23 protein-coding genes are annotated in these 23,553 nt (G+C 63.9%); 11 read left to right on the forward strand and 12 right to left on the reverse strand.

Translation table 11 applies throughout. From position 1 onward, the window contains the following. Positions 1–46: 46 nt before the first annotated feature. Positions 47–562, reverse strand: a complete 516-nt coding sequence (locus Q3Y53_RS11740) for a GNAT family N-acetyltransferase (RefSeq protein ID WP_303536296.1) — start codon at positions 560–562, stop codon at positions 47–49. Positions 563–565: 3 nt separating this feature from the next. Between Q3Y53_RS11740 and lysA the strand changes: the two genes are divergently transcribed. The 8 genes from lysA (at position 566) to Q3Y53_RS11780 (ending at position 7,586) form a co-directional block, all read left to right on the forward strand. Continuing rightward, the gene (gene lysA, locus Q3Y53_RS11745; protein WP_226424177.1) at positions 566–1,945 is read left to right on the forward strand and encodes a diaminopimelate decarboxylase; all 1,380 of its coding nucleotides are present in this window, start codon (positions 566–568) and stop codon (positions 1,943–1,945) included. 22 nt (positions 1,946–1,967) lie between these two features. Beyond that, positions 1,968–2,798, forward strand: a complete 831-nt coding sequence (cdaA, locus tag Q3Y53_RS11750; protein WP_226424178.1) for a diadenylate cyclase CdaA — start codon at positions 1,968–1,970, stop codon at positions 2,796–2,798. Then, positions 2,795–3,577, forward strand: a complete 783-nt coding sequence (locus Q3Y53_RS11755; protein ID WP_303536298.1) for an isoprenyl transferase — start codon at positions 2,795–2,797, stop codon at positions 3,575–3,577. The genes cdaA and Q3Y53_RS11755 overlap by 4 nt, the downstream gene beginning before the upstream one ends. Beyond that, positions 3,574–4,569, forward strand: coding sequence for a biotin synthase BioB (gene bioB, locus Q3Y53_RS11760; protein WP_303536300.1), 996 nt, complete (start codon positions 3,574–3,576; stop codon positions 4,567–4,569). Before Q3Y53_RS11755 ends, bioB begins: the two co-directional genes overlap by 4 nt. Before the next feature lie 317 nt (positions 4,570–4,886). Then, complete coding sequence (locus Q3Y53_RS11765; protein WP_255613467.1) at positions 4,887–5,012, forward strand: hypothetical protein; 126 nt, start codon at positions 4,887–4,889, stop codon at positions 5,010–5,012. 67 nt (positions 5,013–5,079) lie between these two features. Then, complete coding sequence (locus Q3Y53_RS11770) at positions 5,080–6,033, forward strand: rhodanese-related sulfurtransferase (protein WP_303536302.1); 954 nt, start codon at positions 5,080–5,082, stop codon at positions 6,031–6,033. A gap of 49 nt (positions 6,034–6,082) precedes the next feature. Next, positions 6,083–7,054: a DUF952 domain-containing protein gene (locus tag Q3Y53_RS11775; RefSeq protein ID WP_303536304.1), complete on the forward strand. Its 972-nt coding sequence runs from the start codon at positions 6,083–6,085 to the stop codon at positions 7,052–7,054. Positions 7,055–7,088: 34 nt separating this feature from the next. Then, on the forward strand, positions 7,089–7,586 hold the full coding sequence (locus tag Q3Y53_RS11780; protein WP_303536405.1) for a hypothetical protein: 498 nt from the start codon (positions 7,089–7,091) through the stop codon (positions 7,584–7,586). Here Q3Y53_RS11780 and lipA read toward each other — a convergent pair. Both lipA and recR read right to left on the reverse strand, forming a co-directional pair. After that, positions 7,571–8,470 (reverse strand): lipoyl synthase, encoded by a 900-nt coding sequence (lipA, locus tag Q3Y53_RS11785; RefSeq protein WP_226424184.1) that lies wholly within the window; start codon positions 8,468–8,470, stop codon positions 7,571–7,573. The two genes, Q3Y53_RS11780 and lipA, sit on opposite strands and share 16 nt — an antisense overlap. Further along, positions 8,467–9,042 (reverse strand): recombination mediator RecR, encoded by a 576-nt coding sequence (gene recR, locus Q3Y53_RS11790; protein WP_226424442.1) that lies wholly within the window; start codon positions 9,040–9,042, stop codon positions 8,467–8,469. Before recR ends, lipA begins: the two co-directional genes overlap by 4 nt. A 134-nt stretch (positions 9,043–9,176) precedes the next feature. Between recR and psbP the strand changes: the two genes are divergently transcribed. Continuing rightward, complete coding sequence (psbP, locus tag Q3Y53_RS11795) at positions 9,177–9,731, forward strand: photosystem II reaction center PsbP (RefSeq protein WP_226424185.1); 555 nt, start codon at positions 9,177–9,179, stop codon at positions 9,729–9,731. Here the strand turns inward: psbP and Q3Y53_RS11800 are convergent, their stop codons facing one another. The 3 genes from Q3Y53_RS11800 to Q3Y53_RS11810 form a co-directional block, all read right to left on the reverse strand. Beyond that, on the reverse strand, positions 9,732–10,676 hold the full coding sequence (locus tag Q3Y53_RS11800; protein WP_303536307.1) for an LCP family protein: 945 nt from the start codon (positions 10,674–10,676) through the stop codon (positions 9,732–9,734). A 66-nt stretch (positions 10,677–10,742) separates the two neighbouring features. Further along, on the reverse strand, positions 10,743–12,842 hold the full coding sequence (locus Q3Y53_RS11805; protein ID WP_303536409.1) for a cation:proton antiporter: 2,100 nt from the start codon (positions 12,840–12,842) through the stop codon (positions 10,743–10,745). A gap of 62 nt (positions 12,843–12,904) precedes the next feature. Further along, positions 12,905–14,662 (reverse strand): ABC transporter ATP-binding protein, encoded by a 1,758-nt coding sequence (locus Q3Y53_RS11810; RefSeq protein WP_303536309.1) that lies wholly within the window; start codon positions 14,660–14,662, stop codon positions 12,905–12,907. A gap of 101 nt (positions 14,663–14,763) precedes the next feature. Here Q3Y53_RS11810 and Q3Y53_RS11815 point away from each other — a divergent pair, with 101 nt between their 5' ends. Continuing rightward, positions 14,764–14,958 carry a hypothetical protein gene (locus tag Q3Y53_RS11815; protein WP_303536311.1) on the forward strand — a complete coding sequence of 65 codons (195 nt, stop codon included), beginning with the start codon at positions 14,764–14,766 and terminating at the stop codon, positions 14,956–14,958. A gap of 3 nt (positions 14,959–14,961) precedes the next feature. Here the strand turns inward: Q3Y53_RS11815 and Q3Y53_RS11820 are convergent, their stop codons facing one another. Beyond that, positions 14,962–15,252, reverse strand: coding sequence for an RNA-binding protein (locus tag Q3Y53_RS11820; RefSeq protein ID WP_226424188.1), 291 nt, complete (start codon positions 15,250–15,252; stop codon positions 14,962–14,964). Between the two features lie 197 nt (positions 15,253–15,449). On the opposite strand from Q3Y53_RS11820, the gene Q3Y53_RS11825 reads away from it, so the two are divergent. Then, entirely contained in the window at positions 15,450–15,644 is a 195-nt protein-coding gene (locus Q3Y53_RS11825) for a hypothetical protein (RefSeq protein ID WP_226424189.1), read from the forward strand. 20 nt (positions 15,645–15,664) lie between these two features. On the opposite strand, the gene Q3Y53_RS11830 is transcribed toward Q3Y53_RS11825, so the two are convergent. The 5 genes from Q3Y53_RS11830 to Q3Y53_RS11850 form a co-directional block, all read right to left on the reverse strand. After that, positions 15,665–15,913, reverse strand: coding sequence for a hypothetical protein (locus Q3Y53_RS11830; protein WP_226424190.1), 249 nt, complete (start codon positions 15,911–15,913; stop codon positions 15,665–15,667). Then, positions 15,913–17,700 (reverse strand): DEAD/DEAH box helicase, encoded by a 1,788-nt coding sequence (locus tag Q3Y53_RS11835; protein WP_303536315.1) that lies wholly within the window; start codon positions 17,698–17,700, stop codon positions 15,913–15,915. Before Q3Y53_RS11835 ends, Q3Y53_RS11830 begins: the two co-directional genes overlap by 1 nt. A 104-nt stretch (positions 17,701–17,804) precedes the next feature. After that, positions 17,805–18,146, reverse strand: coding sequence for a phosphomannose isomerase type II C-terminal cupin domain (locus Q3Y53_RS11840; RefSeq protein ID WP_303536318.1), 342 nt, complete (start codon positions 18,144–18,146; stop codon positions 17,805–17,807). Positions 18,147–18,159: 13 nt separating this feature from the next. Further along, on the reverse strand, positions 18,160–19,740 hold the full coding sequence (locus tag Q3Y53_RS11845) for an ATP-dependent RecD-like DNA helicase (RefSeq protein ID WP_303536321.1): 1,581 nt from the start codon (positions 19,738–19,740) through the stop codon (positions 18,160–18,162). After that, a complete protein-coding gene (locus tag Q3Y53_RS11850; protein ID WP_303536324.1) occupies positions 19,737–23,393 on the reverse strand; it encodes a UvrD-helicase domain-containing protein in 3,657 nt (1,218 codons plus the stop codon). Before Q3Y53_RS11850 ends, Q3Y53_RS11845 begins: the two co-directional genes overlap by 4 nt. Positions 23,394–23,553: the final 160 nt, after the last annotated feature.

Below are 23,553 nucleotides of genomic sequence, written 5' to 3' on the forward strand. Positions count from 1 at the left end.
AGATTCACCGCTTTTTTGTCTCCCAGGGACGGGAAACCGAACAACTTCAAGCCGCCGACGTGGGCGACGGAGGTGACGGGATGCGACACCACAGAATGAGGGCGTCGCGACCATCGGAGTAGTACCCGGAACGGGTGCCTGCGGTGCGAAAACCGGCTTTGGCGTAAAGCGCCAGAGCGGCAACGTTGTCGCTGGCCACTTCGAGGGTGGCGTGCACTGCACCGTGCTGTCGTGCCCGTTGCAACAGTGCATGCAAAAGCAGACCTCCATGGCCACTGCGACGCCTGTCGGGATCCACAGCCACCGCAGTGATGTGCAGCTCATCGGCCACCATCCAGCCACAGGCCACACCCCAAAGGACGTCGATCTGCACAACACCGATGCAGAGGCGCCGGGGGTCGTCCAGCTCCCGCCGCCATTGCTCTCCTGTCCAGAGGCCGTTGAGCGCCCGTTGATCCAATGCCAGACAGGCTTGCTGCCAGGACGGATCAAGACGCAGGATCTGCGGGGTCTGTCCGCCCTCTACAGGGTCGATTCTTAGATTGCCCTCCGACGCCGCCACTCCGTGACCCAAACCATCACCAGTCAACGGCCCTTCGAGGCCAACCGGGATGCGGAGAGCCCCAATCGCAACCTGACCCCGATCACCACAGAACTCGACGGCACCGACCGTCTTGTTGTTGGGGGGTGTCGTCTCAGCGATCTGGCCGAGCGTTACGGCACACCGTTGTATGTGCTGGATGAAGCGACCGTTCGGGCCACCTGCCGGGCTTACCGGCAGGCCCTGGAAAAGCATTACGCCGGGCCATCCCTACCGATCTACGCCTCCAAAGCCAACAGCTCTCTGGTGATGAGCAGCCTGGCGGCCTCCGAGGGGCTGGGTCTGGATGCCGTGTCAGCCGGTGAATTGCTGACGGCACTGCGCGGGGGGATGCCCGGGGATCGCATGGTGCTGCACGGCAACAACAAATCCGACGAGGAGTTGCTGCTCGCCTACGCCAACAAAGTGACGATCGTTGTGGACAACCAGCACGATCTGGATCGCCTCGCCGAACTGGTGCCCGCTGGAGCCGAACCGGCTCGTCTGATGCTGCGCTTCACCCCCGGCATCGAGTGCCACACGCACGAATACATCCGCACGGGTCACCTGGACAGCAAGTTCGGCTTCGATCCCGACCAGGTGGAACCCGTGCTGCGCAGCCTTATGGGACAACCCTGGGCCCAACTCACCGGACTTCACGCCCACATCGGCTCCCAGATTTTTGAACTCGAGCCCCACCGGGATCTGGCGGCGGTGATGGCCGACAAGCTGAAGCTGGCCCGTGAGCTGGGCCATCCCGTGACCGACCTCAACGTGGGCGGTGGCCTGGGCATCCGCTACGTGGAGTCGGACGATCCCCCGAGCATTGAGCAGTGGATCCAGGTGGTGGCCGAAGCCGTCACCAGCGCATGCCAGGAACGGGGCCTCGAGCTGCCGCGGCTGATGTGCGAACCGGGTCGTTCCCTGGTGGCGACCGCGGGCGTGACCCTGTATTCGGTGGGCTCGCGCAAAACGATCCCGAACGTGCGCACCTACGTGGCCATCGACGGTGGCATGAGCGACAACCCTCGCCCGATCACCTACCAGTCTCTTTACACCTGCTGCCTGGCCGATCGCCCGCTGGCCAAGCCAGACGAAAGTGTGAACTTGGTGGGCAAGCACTGCGAATCCGGCGATGTGTTGCTGAAGGACCTCCCCCTACCCACCACCGAGAGCGGTGACATCGTCGCCGTGTTTGCCACCGGTGCTTACAACGCCTCAATGAGTTCGAACTACAACCGGATCCCGAGGCCCGCTGCCGTTCTGGTGCACGACGGTTCAGCGGAACTAGTGCAGAAACGGGAGCAGCCGGATGACCTGCTGCGCTACGACGTTTTGCCAGAACGATTCAACGCGTTACGTTGAAGTCAGCAGTGAGAAGGGCGGAGTGAACGTGTTGGCGGTGGTGGATCCGCGCCTTGTGCTCGACGTTCTTTTTGCCTCTTCCATCGGCTTTCTGCTTTTTTCCCGCGTCAACGAGCAGCGCACCCTCTGGCTGCTTCGGGGTTGGTTGTTTCTGGTGGCGATGGCCTGGTTTGTCCAGCGCTTCGCCAACCTGCCCCTCACCACAAAGCTGGTTGACGCGCTCGTCATGGCCTGTTCGCTTTCCCTGGCCATCCTTTGGCAAGGGGAGCTGCGTCGCCTGATGGAGCTGCTGGGCACCGGTCGTCTTGCCGTGTTGCTGGGCAACCCTCAGAAAGAGTTCAGCGCTTCGGCGGGCACCGTCAGCCAGATCACTGAGGCCGCGGGCCGGCTGTCTCAGTTGCGGCGTGGTGCCTTAATCGTGGTGGACCTGGGAAGCGACCTGAGGCCCGAGGATTTTCTCAATCCCGGCATCCCCATTGGTGCTGTGCTGAGTCGAGAGCTGATGCTCAACTTGTTCGCCGCCGACACCCCCCTCCACGACGGTGCCGTGCTGGTGCGGGGCAATCGAATCGAATCGGCGGGCGTGATTCTTCCCCTGTCGAGGCACAGCGTGAGCCGATTCGGCACCCGTCATCTGGCGGCACTCGGCATCACTGAACGCTTTGATCGCTGCATCTGCATTGTGGTGTCAGAAGAAACCGGAACGCTGTCTCTGGCGAACCAGGGCAAGCTGGAACGACCGATCACCAGTTCTCGCCTTCAGGAACTGCTCAGGGAGCTGTTCAACACCGCCGAATCGATGCCGCCGGCACGACGTACGGTGGGTAGCGCTCCGCCCGAATCGCTGTCTTGAGCCGCCCTCCGGCCACCAGCACTGACACGGCCGATCGTTCGCTTCTGCCTGCGGACCTCGACCCAGGTCGGCTCCCGCAGCATGTGGCCCTGATCATGGATGGCAACGGTCGCTGGGCCAAATCCCGCGGTTTGCCCCGCGTGATGGGGCATCGTGCCGGCGTTGAAGCGCTGAAGTCCACCCTGAGGCTGTGCAGCGACTGGGGCATCCAAGCCCTCACGGCCTACGCCTTCTCAACGGAGAACTGGTCGCGCCCTGGGGAGGAAGTGAATTTCCTGATGACCCTGTTCGAGCGGGTGTTGCAGGCTGAACTGCAGGCCCTGGAGGCCGAACAAGTGCGGATTCGCTTTCTCGGCGATCTGCAGGCCCTGCCCCCGAAACTGCAGGAGCTGATTGCCGACGCCACAGCCCGAACGGCGAGCAACAATGGCATTCACTTCAATGTGTGCACCAACTACGGCGGACGACGGGAGCTGGTGCAGGCCGCTCAGCGTCTGGCCCAACGCGCTGCTGCCGGGGAGCTAGACCCCGACAGCATCGACGAGAACAGCATCGCCGCCGAGCTATTCACGGCTGGCGAACAGGATCCCGATCTGTTGATCCGCACCAGCGGAGAACACCGCATCAGCAATTTCCTGCTCTGGCAGCTGGCCTATGCCGAAATTCACGTCACCGATGTGCTTTGGCCTGACTTCAATGCCGATGCCTTGAAAGCCGCCCTGCTCGATTTCCAACGTCGTAACCGCCGCTTCGGCGGTCTTGATCCGATCAGCCCATGACCCTCAGCATCCGCCACGACTGGACCACCGAGGAGATCCAGACCCTGCTGGAACTTCCCTTGATGGAGCTGCTCTGGCAGGCCCAAACCGTGCATCGGGAAGCCAACCCGGGCTACCGGGTCCAGCTGGCCTCGCTGCTCAGCGTGAAAACAGGGGGCTGCGAAGAAGACTGCGCCTACTGCTCACAGTCGATCCACAACAGCAGTGACGTCACGGCCTTTGAGGCCCAGATGCAGGTGGAGCCGGTGCTTCAGCGTGCCCGGGCCGCCAAGGAGGCCGGTGCTGACCGCTTCTGCATGGGCTGGGCCTGGCGCGAGATCCGCGATGGCGCTCCCTTTGAGGCAATGCTCGAGATGGTGCGGGGGGTCCGCGGCATGGGGATGGAGGCCTGCGTGACCGCAGGGATGCTCACCGACCAACAGGCGGAACGGTTGGCAGAAGCCGGCCTCACGGCCTACAACCACAACCTCGACACCAGCCCCGAGCACTACGAGCGGATCATCTCCACACGCACCTACCAGGAACGGCTGGAAACCCTGGAACGGGTGCGCAATGCCGGCGTCACCCTCTGCTGCGGCGGCATCATCGGAATGGGTGAAACCCTGCGGGACCGTGCCTCCATGCTGCAGGTGCTGGCCAGCATGAACCCCCATCCCGAAAGCGTTCCGGTGAACGGGCTGGTGGCGGTAGAGGGCACCCCATTGGAAGACCAGGCTCCCTTTGAACCGCTGGAGCTGGTGCGGATGGTGGCGACAGCGAGGATCCTGATGCCCCACGCCCGGGTGCGGTTGAGCGCAGGCCGTGAATCGATGAGCCGGGAAGCGCAGATTCTCTGCCTTCAGGCGGGGGCCGATTCAATCTTCTACGGCGATGTTCTGCTCACGACCGGCAACCCGGATGTTGAGGCCGACCGCCAACTGCTCGCCGATGCGGGGGTGACAGCCAACTGGCTGGAGGAAGCGGCGGCTCCGGCCAGCCGCTCGCCCCACTGATCAGCCGACCCATGTAACGATTGCTCCACTGGCACATTGCGGGTGTCAGTGCAGGGCTAGACCAGAAACAGCCCGTCGATGAGGCGCCGTGATTGATCCCATCGTCATCCCCTCCCTGCTTGGCCTGTTTGTTCTGTCCGTGATCCTGGAGGCAATCAAAGACGACAAGCAGCGTCATCACCATCACCGCTATTGAGATCCGTCCGACAGGTCCTGCGCCGACAATCCCGACTGTCACCAACCGGAAACACTGCACAAAAGACTCATTGTTGGTGGCGTCCCTGTTGAGCTACACCGTGTAGGTCTGTGGCACAGCCATGAAGATCGACAGCGCCAACGCTCAACCCATGGGAAGCCTGATCTTTGAAGGGGGACACAAGCCCTTCCATGCCCTGGCCTGTCCCCTGAAACCGGCGGCGGTGCGCATCAGCAAGAAAGCCTGACGACCAACAACACGGGTAGGACACCCCGGCCTGATGCAGGCTGGAGGACTGTTGAACCCGTAACAGCGTGGACCCGAGCAACCTGGAGCCTGTGCTGGCGAAAGACAGCCGACTCCTCGTAGCGGCGTTTTATGCCTTCACGCCCCTGGACGACAAGCGCCGGGAGACATTGCTAAGCAGCTTGCCGACCCTGGCTCGCGATGGCAGCGTGTTCGGCTCGGTGTTGGTGGCCCATGAAGGGGTGAACGGCACGATCAGTGGCCCGGAATCAGCGGTTGATGCGGTGCTGGATCATCTGCGCGCTTCCCTGGTGCTCGGCAACGACCACTACGCACGGCTGGAGGTGAAGCGCAGCTGGGCCAAAAAGCCGGTGTTCCGCCGCTTCAAAGCCCGGCGCAAAAAGGAGATCGTGACCATCGGCGTGAACAGCGTGGACCCCCGCACCAGCGTGGGCACCTACGTGGAAGCGAACGACTGGAATGCACTGGTGGATGATCCCGAGACCCTGGTGATCGACACCCGCAACAGCTACGAAACAGCGATCGGGACGTTCGAGGGGGCCATCGACCCCAGCACCGAGAGCTTCCGCGACTTTCCGCAATGGGCAGAGTCCACGCTGCGGCCCCTGATCGAACAGAAGGGCAGCAAACGCATCGCCATGTTCTGCACTGGCGGAATCCGTTGCGAGAAAGCCAGCAGCTACCTGCAGCAACAAGGCTTCGGGGAGGTGCATCACCTGCGTGGGGGCATCCTGAAGTACCTCGAGCAGGTACCGGAAACCGAGAGCCGCTGGCGAGGGGAGTGCTTTGTTTTTGATCAACGGGTGGCGTTGAACCACCAGCTGGAACCCGGCGAGCACAGCCTTTGCTACGCCTGCGGCCTACCGGTGTCAGCCCAGCAACGCGAACTGCCGAGCTACATCAAGGGGGTGCAATGCGTGCACTGCGTGGATCGCTTCACCGATGCCGATCGGGAACGCTTCGCCATGCGGCAACACCAGATCGACCAGCAGCAAGCCTGAAGAGATCAGGCCGCATCGGACAATCCCTGCCAGGGACCATCCGGATGCCGTGCTGCCGATCCTTTACAGCTTTCGCCGTTGCCCCTACGCCATGCGTGCCCGCTGGGCCCTGCTGGAGGCCGGACTTCTCGTGCAGTGGCGCGAGATCGCACTGAAGGCCAAACCGGCTGAGATGTTGGCGGTCTCCCCCAAGGGCACGGTGCCCTTGTTGGTGCTGCCGGACGGCGCAGTGATCGAGGAAAGCCTGGCCGTGATGGACTGGGCCCTTGCTCAGGCGGACCCTCGTGAGCTGCGCAACACCGGCGATGCCTCAGCACTGATCGAGCAGAACGACGGCCCGTTCAAGCACCATCTGGACCGGTTCAAGTACACCGACCGCTACCCCGGTACCAACAAAGAGGAACAACGCGCCGCCGGTCTGGCGATCCTGACCAGCTGGAACCAAAGGATCGCTGCTCAGGGCTGGCTGCTGGGCGAGCACTGCTCACTGGCGGATGCCGCCCTCTGGCCGTTCGTGCGGCAGTGGCGCATCGCCGATCCGGAGGGCTTCGATAACGACAAAGCGCTGGAGGCCCTGCGCCACTGGCTCCATCGCTTCCTCGAGGATCCCCGCTTCGAGCGGCTGATGCAGCGCGCCGACCCCTGGAATGCCGGTGGGCAGCAACACCACTTCCCCGCCGATGCCATCGCGGTGCCCCTGGATCAACCCCTGTTTCACCTGGCCCTCAAGGCCGACTGGCAAGCGGCCCAGGCCAGCGGCAGCTACCGCATCTCAACCCGGGGGATGACGTTGGAGCAGGTGGGCTTCATCCACTGCTCCTGGCAGGAGCAGGTGAAGGCCACCTTTGAACGGTTCTATGCCGATGCTGGCGAGGTGCTGCTACTGGAGATTGATCCCGCCGCAGTGAATGCTCCCCTACGGGCCGATGCCATTCCCACCGGCGACCTGTTCCCCCATCTCTATGGGGCGCTGCCTCTGGAGGCGGTGTGCTCGGTCGGCTTCATGCCAAAGGCAGCATGACTGCAGGACGATGACCACGGCCAGATCCCGATCGATGCTTGAGCAATTGGAAGCCGAGGCCCGCGAGCAGGAGCTGCTGCTGCGATTACAGGTGGGCCGTCCCCTGGGGCTGTGGAGCCTGCGCTTGGTGGTGGCCCGGCAAGCCGCCAGCGGCAGTCTTTTGCTGCTGGGGGAAATGAAGGGATGGGCCTACCCCGCTGCCACGGGCCTGCAGCTCGACACGATGCGGGTGATGCCGAAGGCACCGGCGGGCGTGGGTAATCTGATCTGGGCGGCCACCATGGCCTGGGCCCAGGAGGCCACCCCCTGTTCACGGGCCCGGTTGCTGGCCATCCGCGACGACGAGCAGCAGCACCGCCGGCTGGTGCGCTACTTCCGCCAACGCGGCTTCAGCAAATCTCGCGATGTGGAAGCAGCCCTCGGGGATCTACCCCTGCGCATGGTCTGGGGTGGTGCCGGGGCCCTGATGAGCGGTGAGGTTGCCACCGTGCTGGATCGCAGTCTGCAGGGCTGGCGTCAATCGGCGGCGTGATAGCTGCTGCGCACCAGCGGGCCACTGCGCACCTGGGCAAACCCCAGCTCACGGGCCACCTCCGCCAATGCGTCGAACTCCTGCGGCGTCCAGTAGCGGGCCACTGGAATGTGCTCCAGCGAGGGACGCAGGTACTGCCCCAGGGTGATCCTTTGGCAATCCACGGCACGGAGATCCTGGAGGGTGGCGATCACCTCATCGCGGGTTTCCCCCAAGCCGAGCATCAGGCCACTTTTTGTCGGGATCTCGGGCGCCAGCTCTCGGGCCGCCGCCAGTAAACCAAGCGATCGTTCATAGGTGGCACCCCGGCGCACCTCCCCCTGCAACCGCTGCACCGTTTCCAGGTTGTGGTTAAAGCACACTGGTTGGGCCGCCAGCACCGTCGCCAGCCGCTCCCGCTGGGCCATCACTGCCCGCTCGGGGTCCGCCACACCGCCCCAGAAATCGGGGGTGAGCACCTCAAGGGCGATGAGCGGATTGCGGGCCCGGATCGCCGCCATGGTGCTGGTGAACAGGTTGGCGCCGTGGTCGGCAAGATCGTCACGGGCCACCGCCGTGAGCACCACGTAGCGGAGTTGCATCGCCTCCACCGCATCGGCCACCCGCTCCGCTTCAGCCGCATCCAGCGGCATCGGGGCCTGGCCCTTGTCCACCTGGCAGAAGGCACAACTGCGTGTGCAGATCGATCCGCCCAAGAGGAACGTCGCCGTTCCGGCGGCGTAGCACTCGCCGCGGTTGGGGCAACGCCCCTCCTCGCAGATGGTGTGCAGGCGGTTCTGTTTGACCAGCCCCTGCACCCGCTCCAACTCGGAGGCGTTGCCAATCGGCCGCCTCAGCCATTCCGGCAATCGCTCGGCGGGAGGGATCGCGCTGTACTTGCTCATACCGGCCGGCGCCCCTCCAGGGCCCTGCTCAGGGTGACCTCATCGGCGTATTCCAGTTCACTGCCCATCGGCAGGCCGTAGGCGATCCGGCTCACCGAACAGAAGGGCTTGAGCAGCCGCCCCAGATACAAGCTGGTGGTATCCCCCTCCACGCTGGGGGTGAGAGCCAGAATCACCTCACTGATCTCCTCATTGGTGATCCGCTGCACCAGTTCGGTGACGTGCAGCAGCTCCGGTCCAATGCCGTCCATGGGCGAAATCAGGCCCCCAAGCACGTGGTAGCGCCCCTGGAATTCACGGGTGCGCTCCAGCGCCAGAAGATCCCGGGAATCGGCAACCACGCAAATCACCCCGTTGCGGCGCTCGGGGTTGCGGCAAATTTCACATTCGGGATCCGCGGAGAGGTGGAAACAGGTTTGGCACTGGCCCACCTGGGTGCGGGCCGCCAACAGGGCATCAGCGAACTGATGGATCTGCTCCTCTGGTTGATTCAGTAGATGCAGGGCAAGCCGCTGGGCCGTGCGCGGGCCGATGCCGGGCAGACGCTCGAACTGATCAATCAGCCGGGCCAACGGTTTGGTGAAGCCGCTCAGTGGTCTGCCGCCAATGCGGGAAATGTAGGAGTTGCGGAGATCATCTGCCGCAACAGTGGTCACGGCCATCAGGGCACGAAGGCAGAATGGCCCGTGGATTGATCGCCCCGCTGATGCAGCTCCTCCAATCTCTGAGTCGCGTGATCGTTTGCAGCGTCCTTGCACTGGTGCTGGGAGCCTGCGCAGCGGGACCAACGGCCGGGCTGCAGTCGTACCAAAGCCCGGATGGCCGTTTCGCCTTCCTCTATCCCACCGGTTGGACCGAGGTGCAGGTGAGCAACGGCCCCCGGGTGGTGTTTCACGACCTGATCCACAGCGATGAAACCGTGAGCCTGATGATCAACAAGGTGAGCGAAGACAACGAGCTGAGTGAACTGGGCAGCGCCGTCGCCGTGGGAGAGCGGCTGCGCCGTGAGGTGATCGCCACCGCCGGCAGCGGCCGCACCGCCGAGCTGGTGGAAGCGCAGGAGCGCGAGGTGAATGGCCACACCTTCTACGACCTCGAATACGCCGTGCACCTGGAAGACCGCGACCGCCACGAGCTGGCGACCGTGGTGGTGGACCGAGGGCGCCTCTACACCCTGGCCACCAGCGTCAACGAAGACCGCTGGGCCAAGGTTGGAGACCTCTGCGGACGGGTGGTGCACTCACTGACCCTGCTGATCTGATCAGAACAGGAAGCGGAAGCGCTGGCTGCTGGCCTCACTCGCATCAGCCCCACTGCTCGACTTCGCCGGCCACTCGGTGTCCAGATAGCTGATGCCATCGGCATTGAACGGAACCGCCTTCAGGCTGGAGGCATTGAGGTCGGTGGTGCCCATGGCGGTGACCAGTCCACCCAGTTCCATCGGCCCAAGATCCGTCTCCAAGGCCTGACCAGCAGCGGTGATCAAAGCCGGCAGGCGGATCAGATTCTGCGGTTGTTTCATCTGCTCAAACAGACCCTTCAACGCCAGCTGCTGCCGTTCAAGCCGGCCGAAATCGCCGCGGCCGTCGTTGCGCCAACGCAGAAAGCCCTCCAGATCCTTGCCCTTTAACAGCTGAGGCCCTGGCTGCAGGTCGATCACCAGGTTCTGACTGCGATCGACGTAATACAGGCGCTTGGGAACATCCACTTCGATGCCCCCCACCAGGTTGGCCAGGGTTTCGATCGCATCCAGGCGCACGAGGATGTGATGGCGGATCGGGCGGTTCATCAACCGCGATAACTCCCGCTCCACCGCCTCCACACCGCCGTAGGCCATCAGTGCATTCAGCTTGATGCCACCGAAGCCCTCGGCATCGATGTAGCTGTCGCGGGGGATCTGGGTGATCGTTGTGGTGTTGCCATCCACCCGCACCGTGAAAATCACGTCAGTGTTGTTGCCAGTGCGGTCTCGCCCCAGCACCACCACCTCTCTTGCCCCGAAGCCGGTCCAACCAACAAATGGGTTGGCAAGCGGCGCAGGCTGAGGCAGCGCGAAAGGTTGATCTGCCGTCCTGGTCGGCGCCATGACTAACCGACTCAGCGGCACCGACAAGATCAGGCCGCCGCTGAGACCCACAACCACAGCAGCAACCACCGGCCATGTGATGGCCTCAGTTAACGCCTTAGCAGGGGGGGCTTGTGGCATGGAATACACGCTATGCAGCATCTTGGCGCGCTCGTCCCATCTCGGGTAGAGGTGCGCAGGCCTCTGTTAAACCAAGGGATCGCTGATCACCATCGAGGCACAGGGGAGCTGGCGGATCAGTTTGCTGATGCGATCACTGCCGGGAATCGGCAGACCAGCCACCCGCCTGCGCTGGGTGCGCAGGATCACCAGATCGTGTTCGCGGCTGAGGCGATGAATGGCCCCATCGATGCCGGGCCCCCTCACGATCACGATGTGGAACCGCTCCTCTGAAATCCCCGGCGGACGCCAGCGAATCAGCTGCTGTTCCATCCAGTGACGGTCCTGGCCGCTGAAGCGGGGGTCGTGCACATGCAGCAGGGTGATCCGAACGCGCTGATCCTCCGGGGCTGAGTTGATCACCCGCAGCGCCAGTTCGAACTGCTCGCGGGCGCTGGCGGAGAGGTCTTTGATCGGAACAAGGATTCGACCCAGGCCGCTATCGGTCTCACGGCCCAGGTTCACCACCACCACCGGACAGTGAGCCGTGCGACAGACCCCATCAACGATGTCGCCCATTAGCCAGGCCCGAAGTTGATCGGTGCGGGCTGCACCGATCAGCAACAGATCCGCGGCCTGTTCCAAAGCTGTGCGGCTCATACCACCGGCAATGTCTTCATCCAGCCTCAGCAGGCTGCGGGTAGGCACAGCCAACTGGGCACCAATGCTCTCCGCCGTGCTGAGGCGTCCACGGGCTGCGGCAACAGCCCGGTTCAAACCACCGCGCATTTCTTCGAGGCTGGGATTCACCATCGCCAGGGGGAGCAGCAACCCTTCAGCCCCCGACGATCCCCGTACCAATCGGGCCGCCATGCTCAACAACCCCTTCTCAGTGCTGGGGTTGGCCACCGGCACCACGATGCGCAGGGGGCGCTGCACCACCTCATTGACGCCGTCCAGCACCGCTGCCTCCTCACCGAAGCTGACCGGCACCGCATCGGGACTGGGATCCTTGAGCCGTGTCACCGACTGCTCCGTGAGGATCGGCCCCAGGGTGGCCGTCACCACCATCACCGCCAGCACACTGTTCAGCACGGTCTGATTGAGCAGACCCGCCTGGTAGCCGATGAAGGCCGTGGCCAGGGTCGCCGCCACCTTGGGCATCGTCAGCGACCACATCATCAGGATCTGGGCGCGGCGATAACCGAACAGCCGTCCGCTCAGCCAGGACGCCAGACCCTTGCCGCCGATAGCGCCTACCAGCATCAGCGCGGTGAACTGAAAGTTGGCCAGGCTTTGGCCGAGGCTGCCCAGATCCAGCAGCAATCCAAGGTCGATGAAGAAGATCGGGATGAACAGCACGCCACCCACAAAAATCACCTGTTCCTTCACCCGGCCCTCGGGCAGCACGGAATTCACCGCCAGACCAGCCAGGAAGGCGCCGACAATCTTCTCGACGCCGGCCAGCTCAGCCCCAAGGGAGGCCAGGAACAGTGCCACCAAAACAGCGAGCACCATCCGGTTTTCATCGCTGATGCCCCGCAGCACCAGGCGCCGGCCCAGCCAGCGGATGCCGATCACCACCACCAGAGCGAAGCCACCGATCTTGAGCAGCAACAGGCCCAGGCCAAGACCGCTGAGGCTGCCCTGGCCCAGCCCCAGCCCCACCGCCAGGAGCAGCAGGGCCACGATGTCGGTGAAGATCGTGCTGCCAACGCTCACCACCACCGCCTCGTCCTTCTGGGCGCCGTAACTGCGCACAATCGGATAGCCCAGGGGGGTGTGAGTGGCCATCAGGGCGCCGAGCAACAGGCACGACACCGAGGCGAAGCCCGCCATCAGGCCGATCGACACACCCGTACCCACACCGATCAACAGGATCAATAGGCCATAGATGAACGAGCGGCGCTTGACCCGGTTGAACTCCTCGAGGTCAATCTCCAGACCCATCGTGAACAGCAGATACACCGCCCCGAGATCGGAGAGCAGCCGTACCGTTTCGCTGCTGCTGTCGACCCAGTTCAAAGCGTGGGGACCCACCAGCACGCCAGCTGCCAGCAACCCCACCAGATCGGGCAGACCCAGCCGCCGGATCAACGGCGGCACCGCCGCACTGATCGCCACCAACAGCGAGAACACCCCAAGGGGGTGATGCATCACATGGCTGATCGAGGCCTGCATGGCCATGGCTGCACCGCCGGCTTGCGGACCCAGCATGGTCGCCGGATCTGCCGGCAACAACAGCTGCTTCAGGAAGCGATAACCCCTTCGCCGGCCTGCACCTGCCAGAGGTTGGTGTAGATCCCGCCCTGGGCCACCAGGCTGTCATGGCTGCCCTGCTCCACAATCCGGCCCTGGTCCATCACCACAATCCAATCGGCAAGGCGAACCGTGCTGAGCCGGTGGGCGATCACCACGGTTGTGCGGTGCTGGGTGATCTGCACCAAGGAGCGCTGAATGGCGGCTTCGGTGTCGTTGTCCACCGCTGCGGTGGCTTCATCGAGCACCAGCACCGGGGCATCTTTGAGGATGGCGCGGGCCAGGGCGATGCGTTGGCGCTGTCCGCCCGAGAGGCGCTGCCCCCGCTCCCCCACCAGGGTCTCGTAACCCTGGGGCAAGGCATCGATGAATCCAGAGGCTTCCGCCAAGCGAGCGGCCTGCTCAATCGCCACCGGATCGGGATCTGCGACCCCATAGGCGATGTTCTCGGCCACGGTGCCGTGGAAGAGGTAAACGTCCTGACTCACCAGGGCGATGCAGCGACGCAGGTCTTGAAGCTGCAGGGTGTCGATGGGGACACCATCCAGGCAGATGATTCCGCCATCGCGCTCATACAGCCGCAACAGCAGCTTCACCACCGTGCTCTTGCCGGACCCCGTCGCCCCGACGATGCCGAGGGTCGATCCCGCTTGCACGGTCAGGTCGAAGCCCTGCAGCAGTGCTGATCGGCCGGCATAGGCGAAATCCACCGCTTCAAAGCGAATCTCACCCCGCAGCCGCTGCGGATCCACAGGCACCGTTCCTCCCTGGATCAGCACCGGCGTGTCGATCAGATCGAGCACCCGTTGCGTGGAGGCCATCGAGCGCTGGTATTCATCCAGGGTTCGGCCAATGGCGGTTAACGGCCAGAGCAGGCGCTGGGTGATGAACACCAGAACGCTGTAGGTGGCTACCGGCAGTTCCCCTGCCAAGGCCTTGAAGCCACCGATCAACAGGATCGCCAGGAAGGCGAACAGAATCGCGAAGCGAATCAAGGGGATAAAGGCCGCCGAGAGACGAATCGCCCTGGCATTGCTCTGGCGGTAGGCCAGGCTCTCCGCCCGCAGACGCTCCAATTCCAGAGCTTCAGCGGTGAAGCTCTTGATCGTGAGCATTCCACCCAGATTGTTGGCAAGCCTGGAGGCGAGGTCGCCCGCCCGGGCCCGCACCTCCCGGTAACGCGGCGCCAGCTGGCGCTGGAAATGCAGCGATCCCCAAAGAATCACCGGAATCGGCAGGTAGGCGAACAGGGCCACCTCCGGCGCCACCATCGCCATGCCGATGCCCACCACCAGCACGGTGGTGATCAATTGCAGGATCTGATTGGCACCGCGATCCAGAAAGCGTTCGAGCTGATTGATGTCGTCATTAAGCACCGCCATCAGGCGACCGGTACTGTCCTGCTCGAAAAAGGCCAGCTCCAGCTTTTGCAAATGGTCGTAAGCCTCGAGCCGCAGGCTGTGCTGGGTGGTTTGCGCCAGGTTGCGCCAGAGCACGTCGTAGAGGTACTCGAACAGCGACTCCGCCGCCCAGATCACAAAGGTGAGCAGGGCCAGAAACCACAGTTGTAGGCCGGCGGTCCTCAGACCGAAACCCGCCAGCACAGACTGCTCACCGCGCAGGACCACGTCCAGGGCCAGACCGATCAAGGCGGGTGGGGCCAGATCGAACAGCTTGTTGAGCAGGGAGCAGCTAACCGCTGCGAGCACCAGGCGGCGCTGCGGCGCCAAATGGCGCATCAGCCGCATCAAGGGGGAGCGATTTGCTGAAGCTTTCCTGAGGGTTCGTTCCGACACGGTTTTCACCCTTGAAGACGCACTACAACGGAACCACAACTGAAGGAGGTGCCATGAGCCGATCAAGGTCTTTCAACCGCTTTCACCGTTACCTCGCGCGACAGAAACGCCGCGGACTGCGGGATGTCTTGCCCCAGTTCCAGGACGCCCTTGAGCATCAACAAAGCCCAGCAGACAGCAGTGATGACGTGCTGCGTCGGCTGAGCTTGCGTGAAATGGAATCAGACCTAATGGAGGCGGAGGCCTGAGCCTCAGCCGCGGTAACCGCCGCCACCACCACCACGGGGGCCGCCTGAGCGCTCCCGAGGGGTGGCTTTGCTGACGCGGATCATGCGGCCCATCCACTCCACGTCCTGAAGATCGTCGATGGCTTTTTGCTCGTCGGCATCATTGACCATCTCGACGAAGGCGAAACCGCGTTTGCGGCCCGTCTCACGATCCAGGGGCAGGCTGCAGTTCTTGACCTCGCCGTACTCATTGAAGAGATCAACAAGATGCTCTTGCTCCGCCTGGAATGAAAGATTGCCGATGTAGATGGTCATGGACCGTGGAACCGTTGAACTTGATCGATCGCTTGAGCCGGTTCCGAAAGCTCGGAGAGGGCCAATGCTCAGGCGTGAACCCGATGACGTTACAGGGCAGTCGCACGAATCAACACAAAAAAAAGAAGCAATTCCGAAGACCCGCCCACAACCAAGCCATCCACTCCATTGTCAGAAGACCCTGACATAGGAGAGAGATGACATTCGACAGCCTTTGTTTCCAAGCCCTGGCCTGGACCGCCGATGGAGAGCTGGATCCGGTGGACAAGCTTGTGCTGCTCAACAACTTGATCCGGCAGTCCACGCCGAGCGAGCAGATCGAGTTGATTCAAGTGGTGGAGAAGTTGGCCCTGCTTCAGCCCGAGGCCACCGTGCAGGTGAGCCATCTCTGACCCTTCTTGATCCCCGGGGATCAGAGGCCGTAGGTCTCGGCTGCCTTGGCCTTGCAGGTGGCCTGGGCCGTCTGGATCCCTGCCCCGTTCTGCACCTCCGCCAGAAAACAACGGCAGGTGTCGTCCACCATTCCCTCAGGAGGAACAGTCCCAGCCCTCTGCAGCTCGGCCTTGACGGCCGTTCTGCAGAACTGGGTGATCAGGCTGTTGTCCGAAGCTGAAGCAGCCAGGGGAGCCGCAATCAGGCCAACAGCCAGAAGCGCACGCATCAAGAGGCCTGGCTGATCTGCAGTTCGCGGTTCATCACTTTCAAGCAACGCAAGCTGTTGAACACGTCCTCGGGCATGCCCTTGGGCAGATCCACCAGGCTGTGATTGTCGAAAATCTGGATGCGACCAATCATTCGGCCCTGCAGACCGGTCTCGCCAGCGATGGCGCCCACCAAGTTGCCCGGCTTGACCCGATCGCGGTGACCCACCTCAACCCGGTAGCGCTGCATGTTCTCCTCAGGGGCCCGTGCCGGACGCTCGCGCCGCTCACGGCGCTCGCCCGAATTGCGGTCGCGATCGCGGTCACGGTCGTTGCGACGGGTGTTCTGGATCCAGTCATCGTCTCCCTTGCGCAGCAGCGCATCGGGTCCGATCGCCAGATTGAGCGCCGCCATAGCCAGTTGCTCGGGGCTGAGCTCGAGCTCCGTGGCCACCCGCTGCATCAACTCCTGAAGCAGGGCCGCTTCATCGGCTTCAGGGCGTTGCGCCTGGGCTGCCTCACTTAAACGCTTGCGCAAACGGTCCAACCGCCCCTGGTTGATAGCCGTGTTGCCAGGCACCTCCATCGCTTCAATCGGCTGACCCGTAGCCCGCTCGAGGTTGCGGATGAAACGCCGTTCCCGTGGGGTCACGAACAGAACCGCTTCTCCGGTACGTCCAGCGCGGCCCGTCCGGCCGATGCGGTGCACGTAGGCCTCGCTGTCGAACGGCATGTCGTAGTTGATCACCAGGCCGATGCGCTCCACATCAAGACCCCGCGCCGCAACGTCGGTGGCCACAAGGATGTCGACCGATCCACTGCGCAGGCGCTCCACGGTGCGTTCCCGTTGGTTCTGAGGAACGTCGCCATTGAGGACCGCCACCTGATGGCCGCCGGCATCAAGGGTTTCAGCCACGGTCAAGGTGATCGCCTTGGTGCGGGCAAAGATGATCACACCCTCACCACCACAGGCGTCGAGGACCCGTTGCAGGGCTTCGAGCTTGTGCGGCATCGGCACCGTGATCGCACGCTGGCGGATCCGCTTGCCTTCCTGATCCTTGGTGCGAATCGTGACCTCAGCAGGGTCCTTCAGATAACGCTTGGACAGGCGACGGATCTCGGGGGGCATCGTCGCGGAGAACAGCACCACCTGGCGCTGCTCAGGCAATTGATCGAGGATCCACTCGACATCGTCGATGAAGCCCATGCGGAGCATTTCGTCCGCTTCATCAAGCACCAGGCTGCGCAGACCGCTCGTGTCGAGCGTGCCCTGACGCATATGGTCCATCACCCGACCCGGGGTGCCCACCACCACATCAACCCCGCGCCGGAGGGCACTGATCTGGGAGCGAAAGTCCGTGCCGCCATACACCGCCAGCACCTTCAGGTGGGGATGGCCAGCGGAATAAGCCTTGAACGACTCGGCCACCTGCATCGCCAGCTCCCGTGTGGGGGCGAGCACCAAGGCCTGGGGTGTTTTCTGGCCACTCTCAAGACGCTCGAGCAACGGCAACGCAAACGCTGCTGTTTTGCCGGTACCGGTCTGGGCCTGACCCACCAGGTCGCGGCCGAGCATCAGCTCGGGGAATGCGGCCTTCTGGATGGGGGACGGATCGGTATATCCCTTGTCCGCCAGGGTGCGGAGCAGGGCCTCACTGAAACCAAAACCGGCAAAACCGGATTCCGGCTCAGCCGATGTGATCGTCGTGGTGAACACCTCAGCATTGGAATTGGATTCCGGCAGCGCGGATGCAGAAAGATCCACTGCGCAGGCGGAATCGTCGCGCTGCTGTTGCTGTTCAGTCATAGAAGGTGGCTTCGCCTGATTGATCCTTGAAATCAGGCTCACAACCTCCCTGCAACGAAAGAGTTGCGCTCTGGTTGTGTTGCCTACGCTTCAAAGGTTGGATCTCAAGTTATCACCCGGCCGTAATCATCCTGCAGACGTTCGATGTCGTCTTCCCGCAGATCATCACCGTGCTGAACTTCGAGAATCAGCAGATCCAAGCCATCTGCACGGGCGCGATGCACAGCGCCGCAGGGGATGGAGAGCATGACGCCCTGGCCTGCGACATGCCATGTCTCACCGCAGAGCAGAGCCCCCGAACCTGACACCACGGTCCAACTTTCGCTGCGATGACGATGCCGCTGCAGAGACAACTGCTGCCCGGCACGAACGAGCAGCCGTTTCACCAAATAGTTGTCCCCCTGAATCAACGTTTCGTACCAGCCCCAGGGACGCTCAACCCGCATCAGATCACCCGCTTCAGATCAGCGTCACCAGGTCAAGGCTGGCACGGGCACGCGTGATCGCTGTGTAGAGCAAACGGCGTTGATGCTCTGCAGCAGGACCATCCTCGAGGGGATCGGGCCAGAGCACGATCACCCGATCCGCCTCACTGCCCTGGGCCCGATGGATGGTGAGAGCAACTGCGGGCTCCAAACGCCGCAAACGGGCTGGATGCAAACGGCGCACCTGCGGCTGGCCTTCCGGATCCACCACCTGAAACAACAGGCGTCGTTCAGAGCCGGCCCCGATCACCACCCCGAGGTCGCCATTGGCCAAGCCGAGTTCCGGTTGATTGCTGCCGCAGATCACCGGCAAGCCGATCGGCCAACGCTCGACCTTCCCCGCGGAATTGGCCCCCAGCAACGTGCGATGCACATCATCAAGACTCCACGGCCCCCGGCGGCGTGGACAGAGCAACAGGTCCTGCTCCAGAAACGCGAACAAGGCCCGCGACTCCGACATCAAACCCTGCTCGGGGCAGCGGTCGAGATCAACAGTCAGCTCCTGAAGCTGCTGGAGGCGCTGGATCCAGCGCTGCCGCACCAAGGCCGGAAAACGACGCAGGGGGCTGGGGTGCACTTGAAGATTGGCCTGCTCAGGCAAGGCGGCCAGATCCACTGCAAAAGCCCGCAGATCCCCCTGGCGAAGCTGTTGAGCCACCTGCGCAAGGGCTCCGCGGTTGCGGTAGGTGCGCTCGAGATGCACGGCGCCGGCAGCGAAACGGTCGCGCACGTCCGGCTGCTGAAGCCGATGCCAGACCGCTCCACTCCCCACCGGCGGCAGCTGGGCTGGATCCCCCACCAACAGCAGCCGGCAACTGCTGGGCAACGCCTCCAGCAAGGCCTGGGTCAAGGCCAGATCCAGCATCGACATCTCGTCGATCACCAGCAGATCCAGCTCCAAGGGACGCTGTCGATGCCTGCCGAAGCCACGGCTGCCGGCCTCCAACCAGCGGTGAAGGGTGCTGCAGGGCAACGGAGCCCGCTGTGCCAGCACTGCCTCCCCCAGGCGCCGAGCCGCCTTGCCCGTGGGGGCCGCCAAACCAATGCGTAGGCCTGGATGGCGGGCTTCCGCCCGGGCCAGAATCTCCACCACCGTGCTGGTTTTGCCCGTGCCCGGGCCACCGCTGAGCAGCACAACCGAGGCCTGATCCAGGGCGCGCACGGCGGCGCACTGTTCAGCGTTGAGACGATCCGACAGCTGGGGATCGACAACCTTGACGGACTTTGGAACGGGAGCTTGGGCCCGCTCTACCAGCTCGGCCACCACCTGCTCCATGGCCTGCAACCAGCGGCGCCAGCCCAGCCGATCACCCTGAAGCAGCAGGGGGGAGGCATCCCCCTCCAGCCAGCCACTGGCTTGGGCAACGGCCAGCCGTTCCGGCGTCAGCGCCACCGTCAACTCCCCCTGCTCCAAGGCCAGCACCAAGTCGCGGCTGAGCTCCTCCAATGCGGGGCCATCCGCCTGGGGCGGAATCCGTCGCCGCAGAGCGGCATGGAGGCCAGCCGAGAAGCTGGAGGGCCAAGAGCTGATTCCCGGGGGCAGAAGCTCTGTCACACCGGCACCTCCCCCAGGGCTCGATCCAGGGCTGCGATGCGATTGAGCGACACGGGTTCGACAATGCGCCCAGGCCCGACAGCATCATCTGGAGAGGCAGCTACCGATCCGGGCATCCCCCGCAGGAAGCAGTAGACGTAGCCGCCCAGATGCTGCTCCGGGTCGTAATCCGGCAGCCGCCAACGCAGATGGCGATGCAAAGCCACCAGGTAGAGGTGAGCCTGAAGAGGGTAGTGGTGATGCAGCATCTGCTCTTCCATCGCCTCCTGGGAGTAGTGATGCGGACCGCACCGTCCCGGCTCAGCACCGGTGCGCCGTTCACCGATCCAATTGCTCTTCCAGTCGAGAACCCACCAGCGCTTCTGCTGGGGGTCCTGGAATACCAGATCGATTGAACCGGTGAGAAAACCGCGGCTGTTGATCGAGAGCGACGCCAACGCCGGGCTGTAGGAGCGGCCAAAACGGGCCTGGGCATCACAGCCGAAGGCGGCCACCAAATCGGCCGTGCGCACGTGCTGAACCGGCAGATCAAAACTGAGTTCAGGCAGGCGCTGATGCGGCCCCAGCCGATCCAGAGACAAGGCACCCAGCGGTCCCCCCAGGGGGGTCTGCAACACCTGCTCCAAACCCATCAACACATCGTTCTGAAGATCGGGATCAAGCCCAGCCCGCCGCAACTCTGCGGCGATCAGATCAAGCCGTTGGCCGGGCTCAGAGGCCTCCGCCGCAGAAAAGGGGAACTGTTCGAGGATCCGGTGCAGGCAGTCCCCCGCCCCGGCCCCGCGCGGGAAGGCCGCCAGCGGTCCCGTCTCAGCCCATGCCGGTTCTGCCCCGGCCAAGATCGATTCCTCGGCACCAGGATCGCGATCGCGACCTTGCTCATGGAGCTGAACGTCGTCGGATGAGGCAATCCAGGCCGAGTAGCTGGCCCTGCCCCAACTCCGATCAATGCGCTTGGGAACCGAACCAAGGGCCAATGGCTCCGCCACCAGCGGAGGCCGCCAGCGCTTTCCGCTGGGCAGGCTCTCGACCAGGCCATCGATGCTGATCGGAACCTTTCGCGATGCCAAGGCATCGCTCAGCCGCTCATCGGTGAGGCTGTCGATCGCAGCCCCAGCGGCCTCAGCACCGAACAACCAGGCGGGTAAGGGGGAATCCTCCTGGCCGTTGGCCCTGGCCCAGATCAGAATCAACTGGGATTGGGCTCGGGTCACCGCGACATAGGCCAGCCGCTCGGCCTCGGCCGCAATCTCCTGCTGCGCCTGTTGCGCCGCCTGCCAGCCCTCCCCCCAGTGAACATCCACCCGCACCAGGCACTCCCCGGAGCGGGGGTCACGCCAGAGCGGACCGGACACAGCTGGGGGGGACTGCCAGAGGTAGGGGCAGATCACCACCGGATATTCCAGACCCTTGCTGCGGTGGATGGTGACCACGGCGATGGCGCTATCGGCCTGATCGCTGTGGGGCTGGCGGGCCTCCGGCACCGGCTGGCTGGGGTGCAACCGCTCCCGCCGCAACCAATCCGCCGCAGTGGCCACATCCAACCCCTGGCGGTGCATCGCCTCCTGCACCAGCCGCGCCGCCTGCTGCAGATCCCCCAACATCCGGCCCCGTTCCGACAGCCCCGCCATCTGTTCACCCTTCAGCAGATCGGCCAGGGCCCCGAGCAGGCCCAGCCGCGGCATCACCTCAGCCAAACCGCGCAACTGCAGCGCCAGCTGATCCAGCAGGGCCGGCTCCAGGGCATCGGGCGCGATGTTCATCAATCCCGAGCAAGCCAGCAAACGCAGGCGAGCGTCATCACCCGGTTCCGCCAGGGCATCCAGGAACCACTGCAACAGCAACGCAGCTTCACTGTCGAGCACATCCCCCTGGGTCACCAGGCGGGTGGGGATCCCGCAGCCCCCAAGGGCGCGCCGCAGGTCTTCCGCCTGTTGATGGCGACTCACCAGGACACAAAGATCTGCTGGGGTGAGACCCTCCCGTTGCTGCAGTTGATCCAGCACCATCGCGGCGAGCCGCTGGGGCAGCTCTTCCTCCAGGGCACTGCGGCTGGAGGGCGCCTCGGTGGACAACAGCAGCAGTTGCAATGCCGGGGCGTCCTGAGGTGGGGTGGCGGAGCTGCAGGACTGCACCGCGGGCACCGGCAGTTCAGATCGGGGGAGACCCGGAGCCATCAACCGGTTCAACCCCTCCATCAGCGGAGCCGTTGTGCGGAAGTTGTCGAGGAGGTGATCGATCCGCTCCACCCGATCCCGCGCTGCCATGTAGGTGGCCAGATCACCACCACGGAAGCGGTAGATCGCCTGCTTGGGATCACCGACCATCAGCAGCAGGTGGCGTTCACCACCACCAAAGGCACGCTGCAACAGGCGCCACTGCACGGGGTCTGTGTCCTGAAACTCATCCACCATCACAGCCCGGTAGCGCTGTTGCAGGGGGGCAAGCCAGGCAACGTCGCCATCGCAGGGGTCCATAGCGGCCAACAAGCCGCCAAAGGTGATCACACCGCGGCGGCGGCGGCGGAGGTCCAGCTCCCGCAAGCCCCGTTCCAGCAGGTACTGCCAGGTGCGCTCGATCGGTGCATCCCAGAGCGCCGCAACAGCGGCCTGCAGGGCCGGCGTCACCAGGCTGGGGTCGGTCTCACCGCACTTGCGCGCGACCTTGCACCAACTGCCGGGGTGGAAGTACTCCTTCAGCGGCTTCTCATGGGCTGCAATCTCCAGCAGCGATGGCACTGCGGTCTGCCCATTCAGCCACTGGTTGATCTGCGCGCAACGATCACTTTTGGGCTTGGCGGAGTAAGGGGTTGTGGCTGCACAACCCTGGGCTTTCCACTGCTCGGCCGCCTGACGGAACCCGGCATCCAGGGCGACATGGTCCCGCTGCCAGAGCGGCACGAAGTCGTCCCAGAGCTGCGCCAGCCAGTGCTCCAGCTGTGGGGCGAGGGACTGGTCCAGATCGATCGCCCCATCACCGGCCCGGAACCGCGGCTGCTGTTCGCCATCGAGTTGCGCCAGCCCTCTGCGCAAGGTCTGGGGCGAGAGGCCACGTTGACGCAACGCCTTGAACTGATCCGGCGGCAGGCTATGCAGCTCCTGTAGCCAGAGGTCCTGCACCACCTCGGATTGGAGCGCGGTGGCGTCAGTGTCCAGCTGAGGCTCCATCGCCGCAGCGTTGCTGAGGGCCAGACGTCGAAGACTCCGGCGGCAAAATCCGTGGATGGTGGTGATGTCGGCCCGGTCCAACTGCTCCAGGGCCACCAGCAAGCGCCGAATCCACCGCTGACGCTCCTCCCCTGGCTCGGAACCCGCCAGCCACTCCGCCAGGACGGGGTCCGGGGCAACAGCCTCCATACCCTCCTCCAGCTGTTCGAGTCCCTGCAACGCCTGTTGCAGCCGCTGGCCGATGCGGGAGCGCAGCTCTTCGGCCGCTGCATCGGTGAAGGTCACCACCAACAAGGCCTCGAGGGCGTGGTCGGCCTCCGTGATCAGCCGCAGGCAGAGATGCGCCAGGGCGAAGGTTTTGCCGGTGCCAGCGCTGGCCTCAAGCAGGCGGACCCCAGGGCCGAGGGGGTAGGTGTTGGCATCGAAGCGCTGGGCCATGGATGGAGTCTGCTCAACTCCGCCCTCAAAACCAGTGTTAACTTCCATGAAGCAGCCGGAGAAAGCTGCGAACTGGACTGGGTGCAGTCACACCCCAGAACAGAAGACGAGCTGAGCGAGGGCCTGAAGAACCCTCGCTTTTTTGTGGGCTTGTGAACGGATGCAACCCAACCCTTGAGAGAACAGGGGCTTGCGATGTTGCCGTGCC

This window comes from Synechococcus sp. YX-04-1 (assembly GCF_030546365.1).
GTDB lineage: Bacteria > Cyanobacteriota > Cyanobacteriia > PCC-6307 > Cyanobiaceae > Parasynechococcus.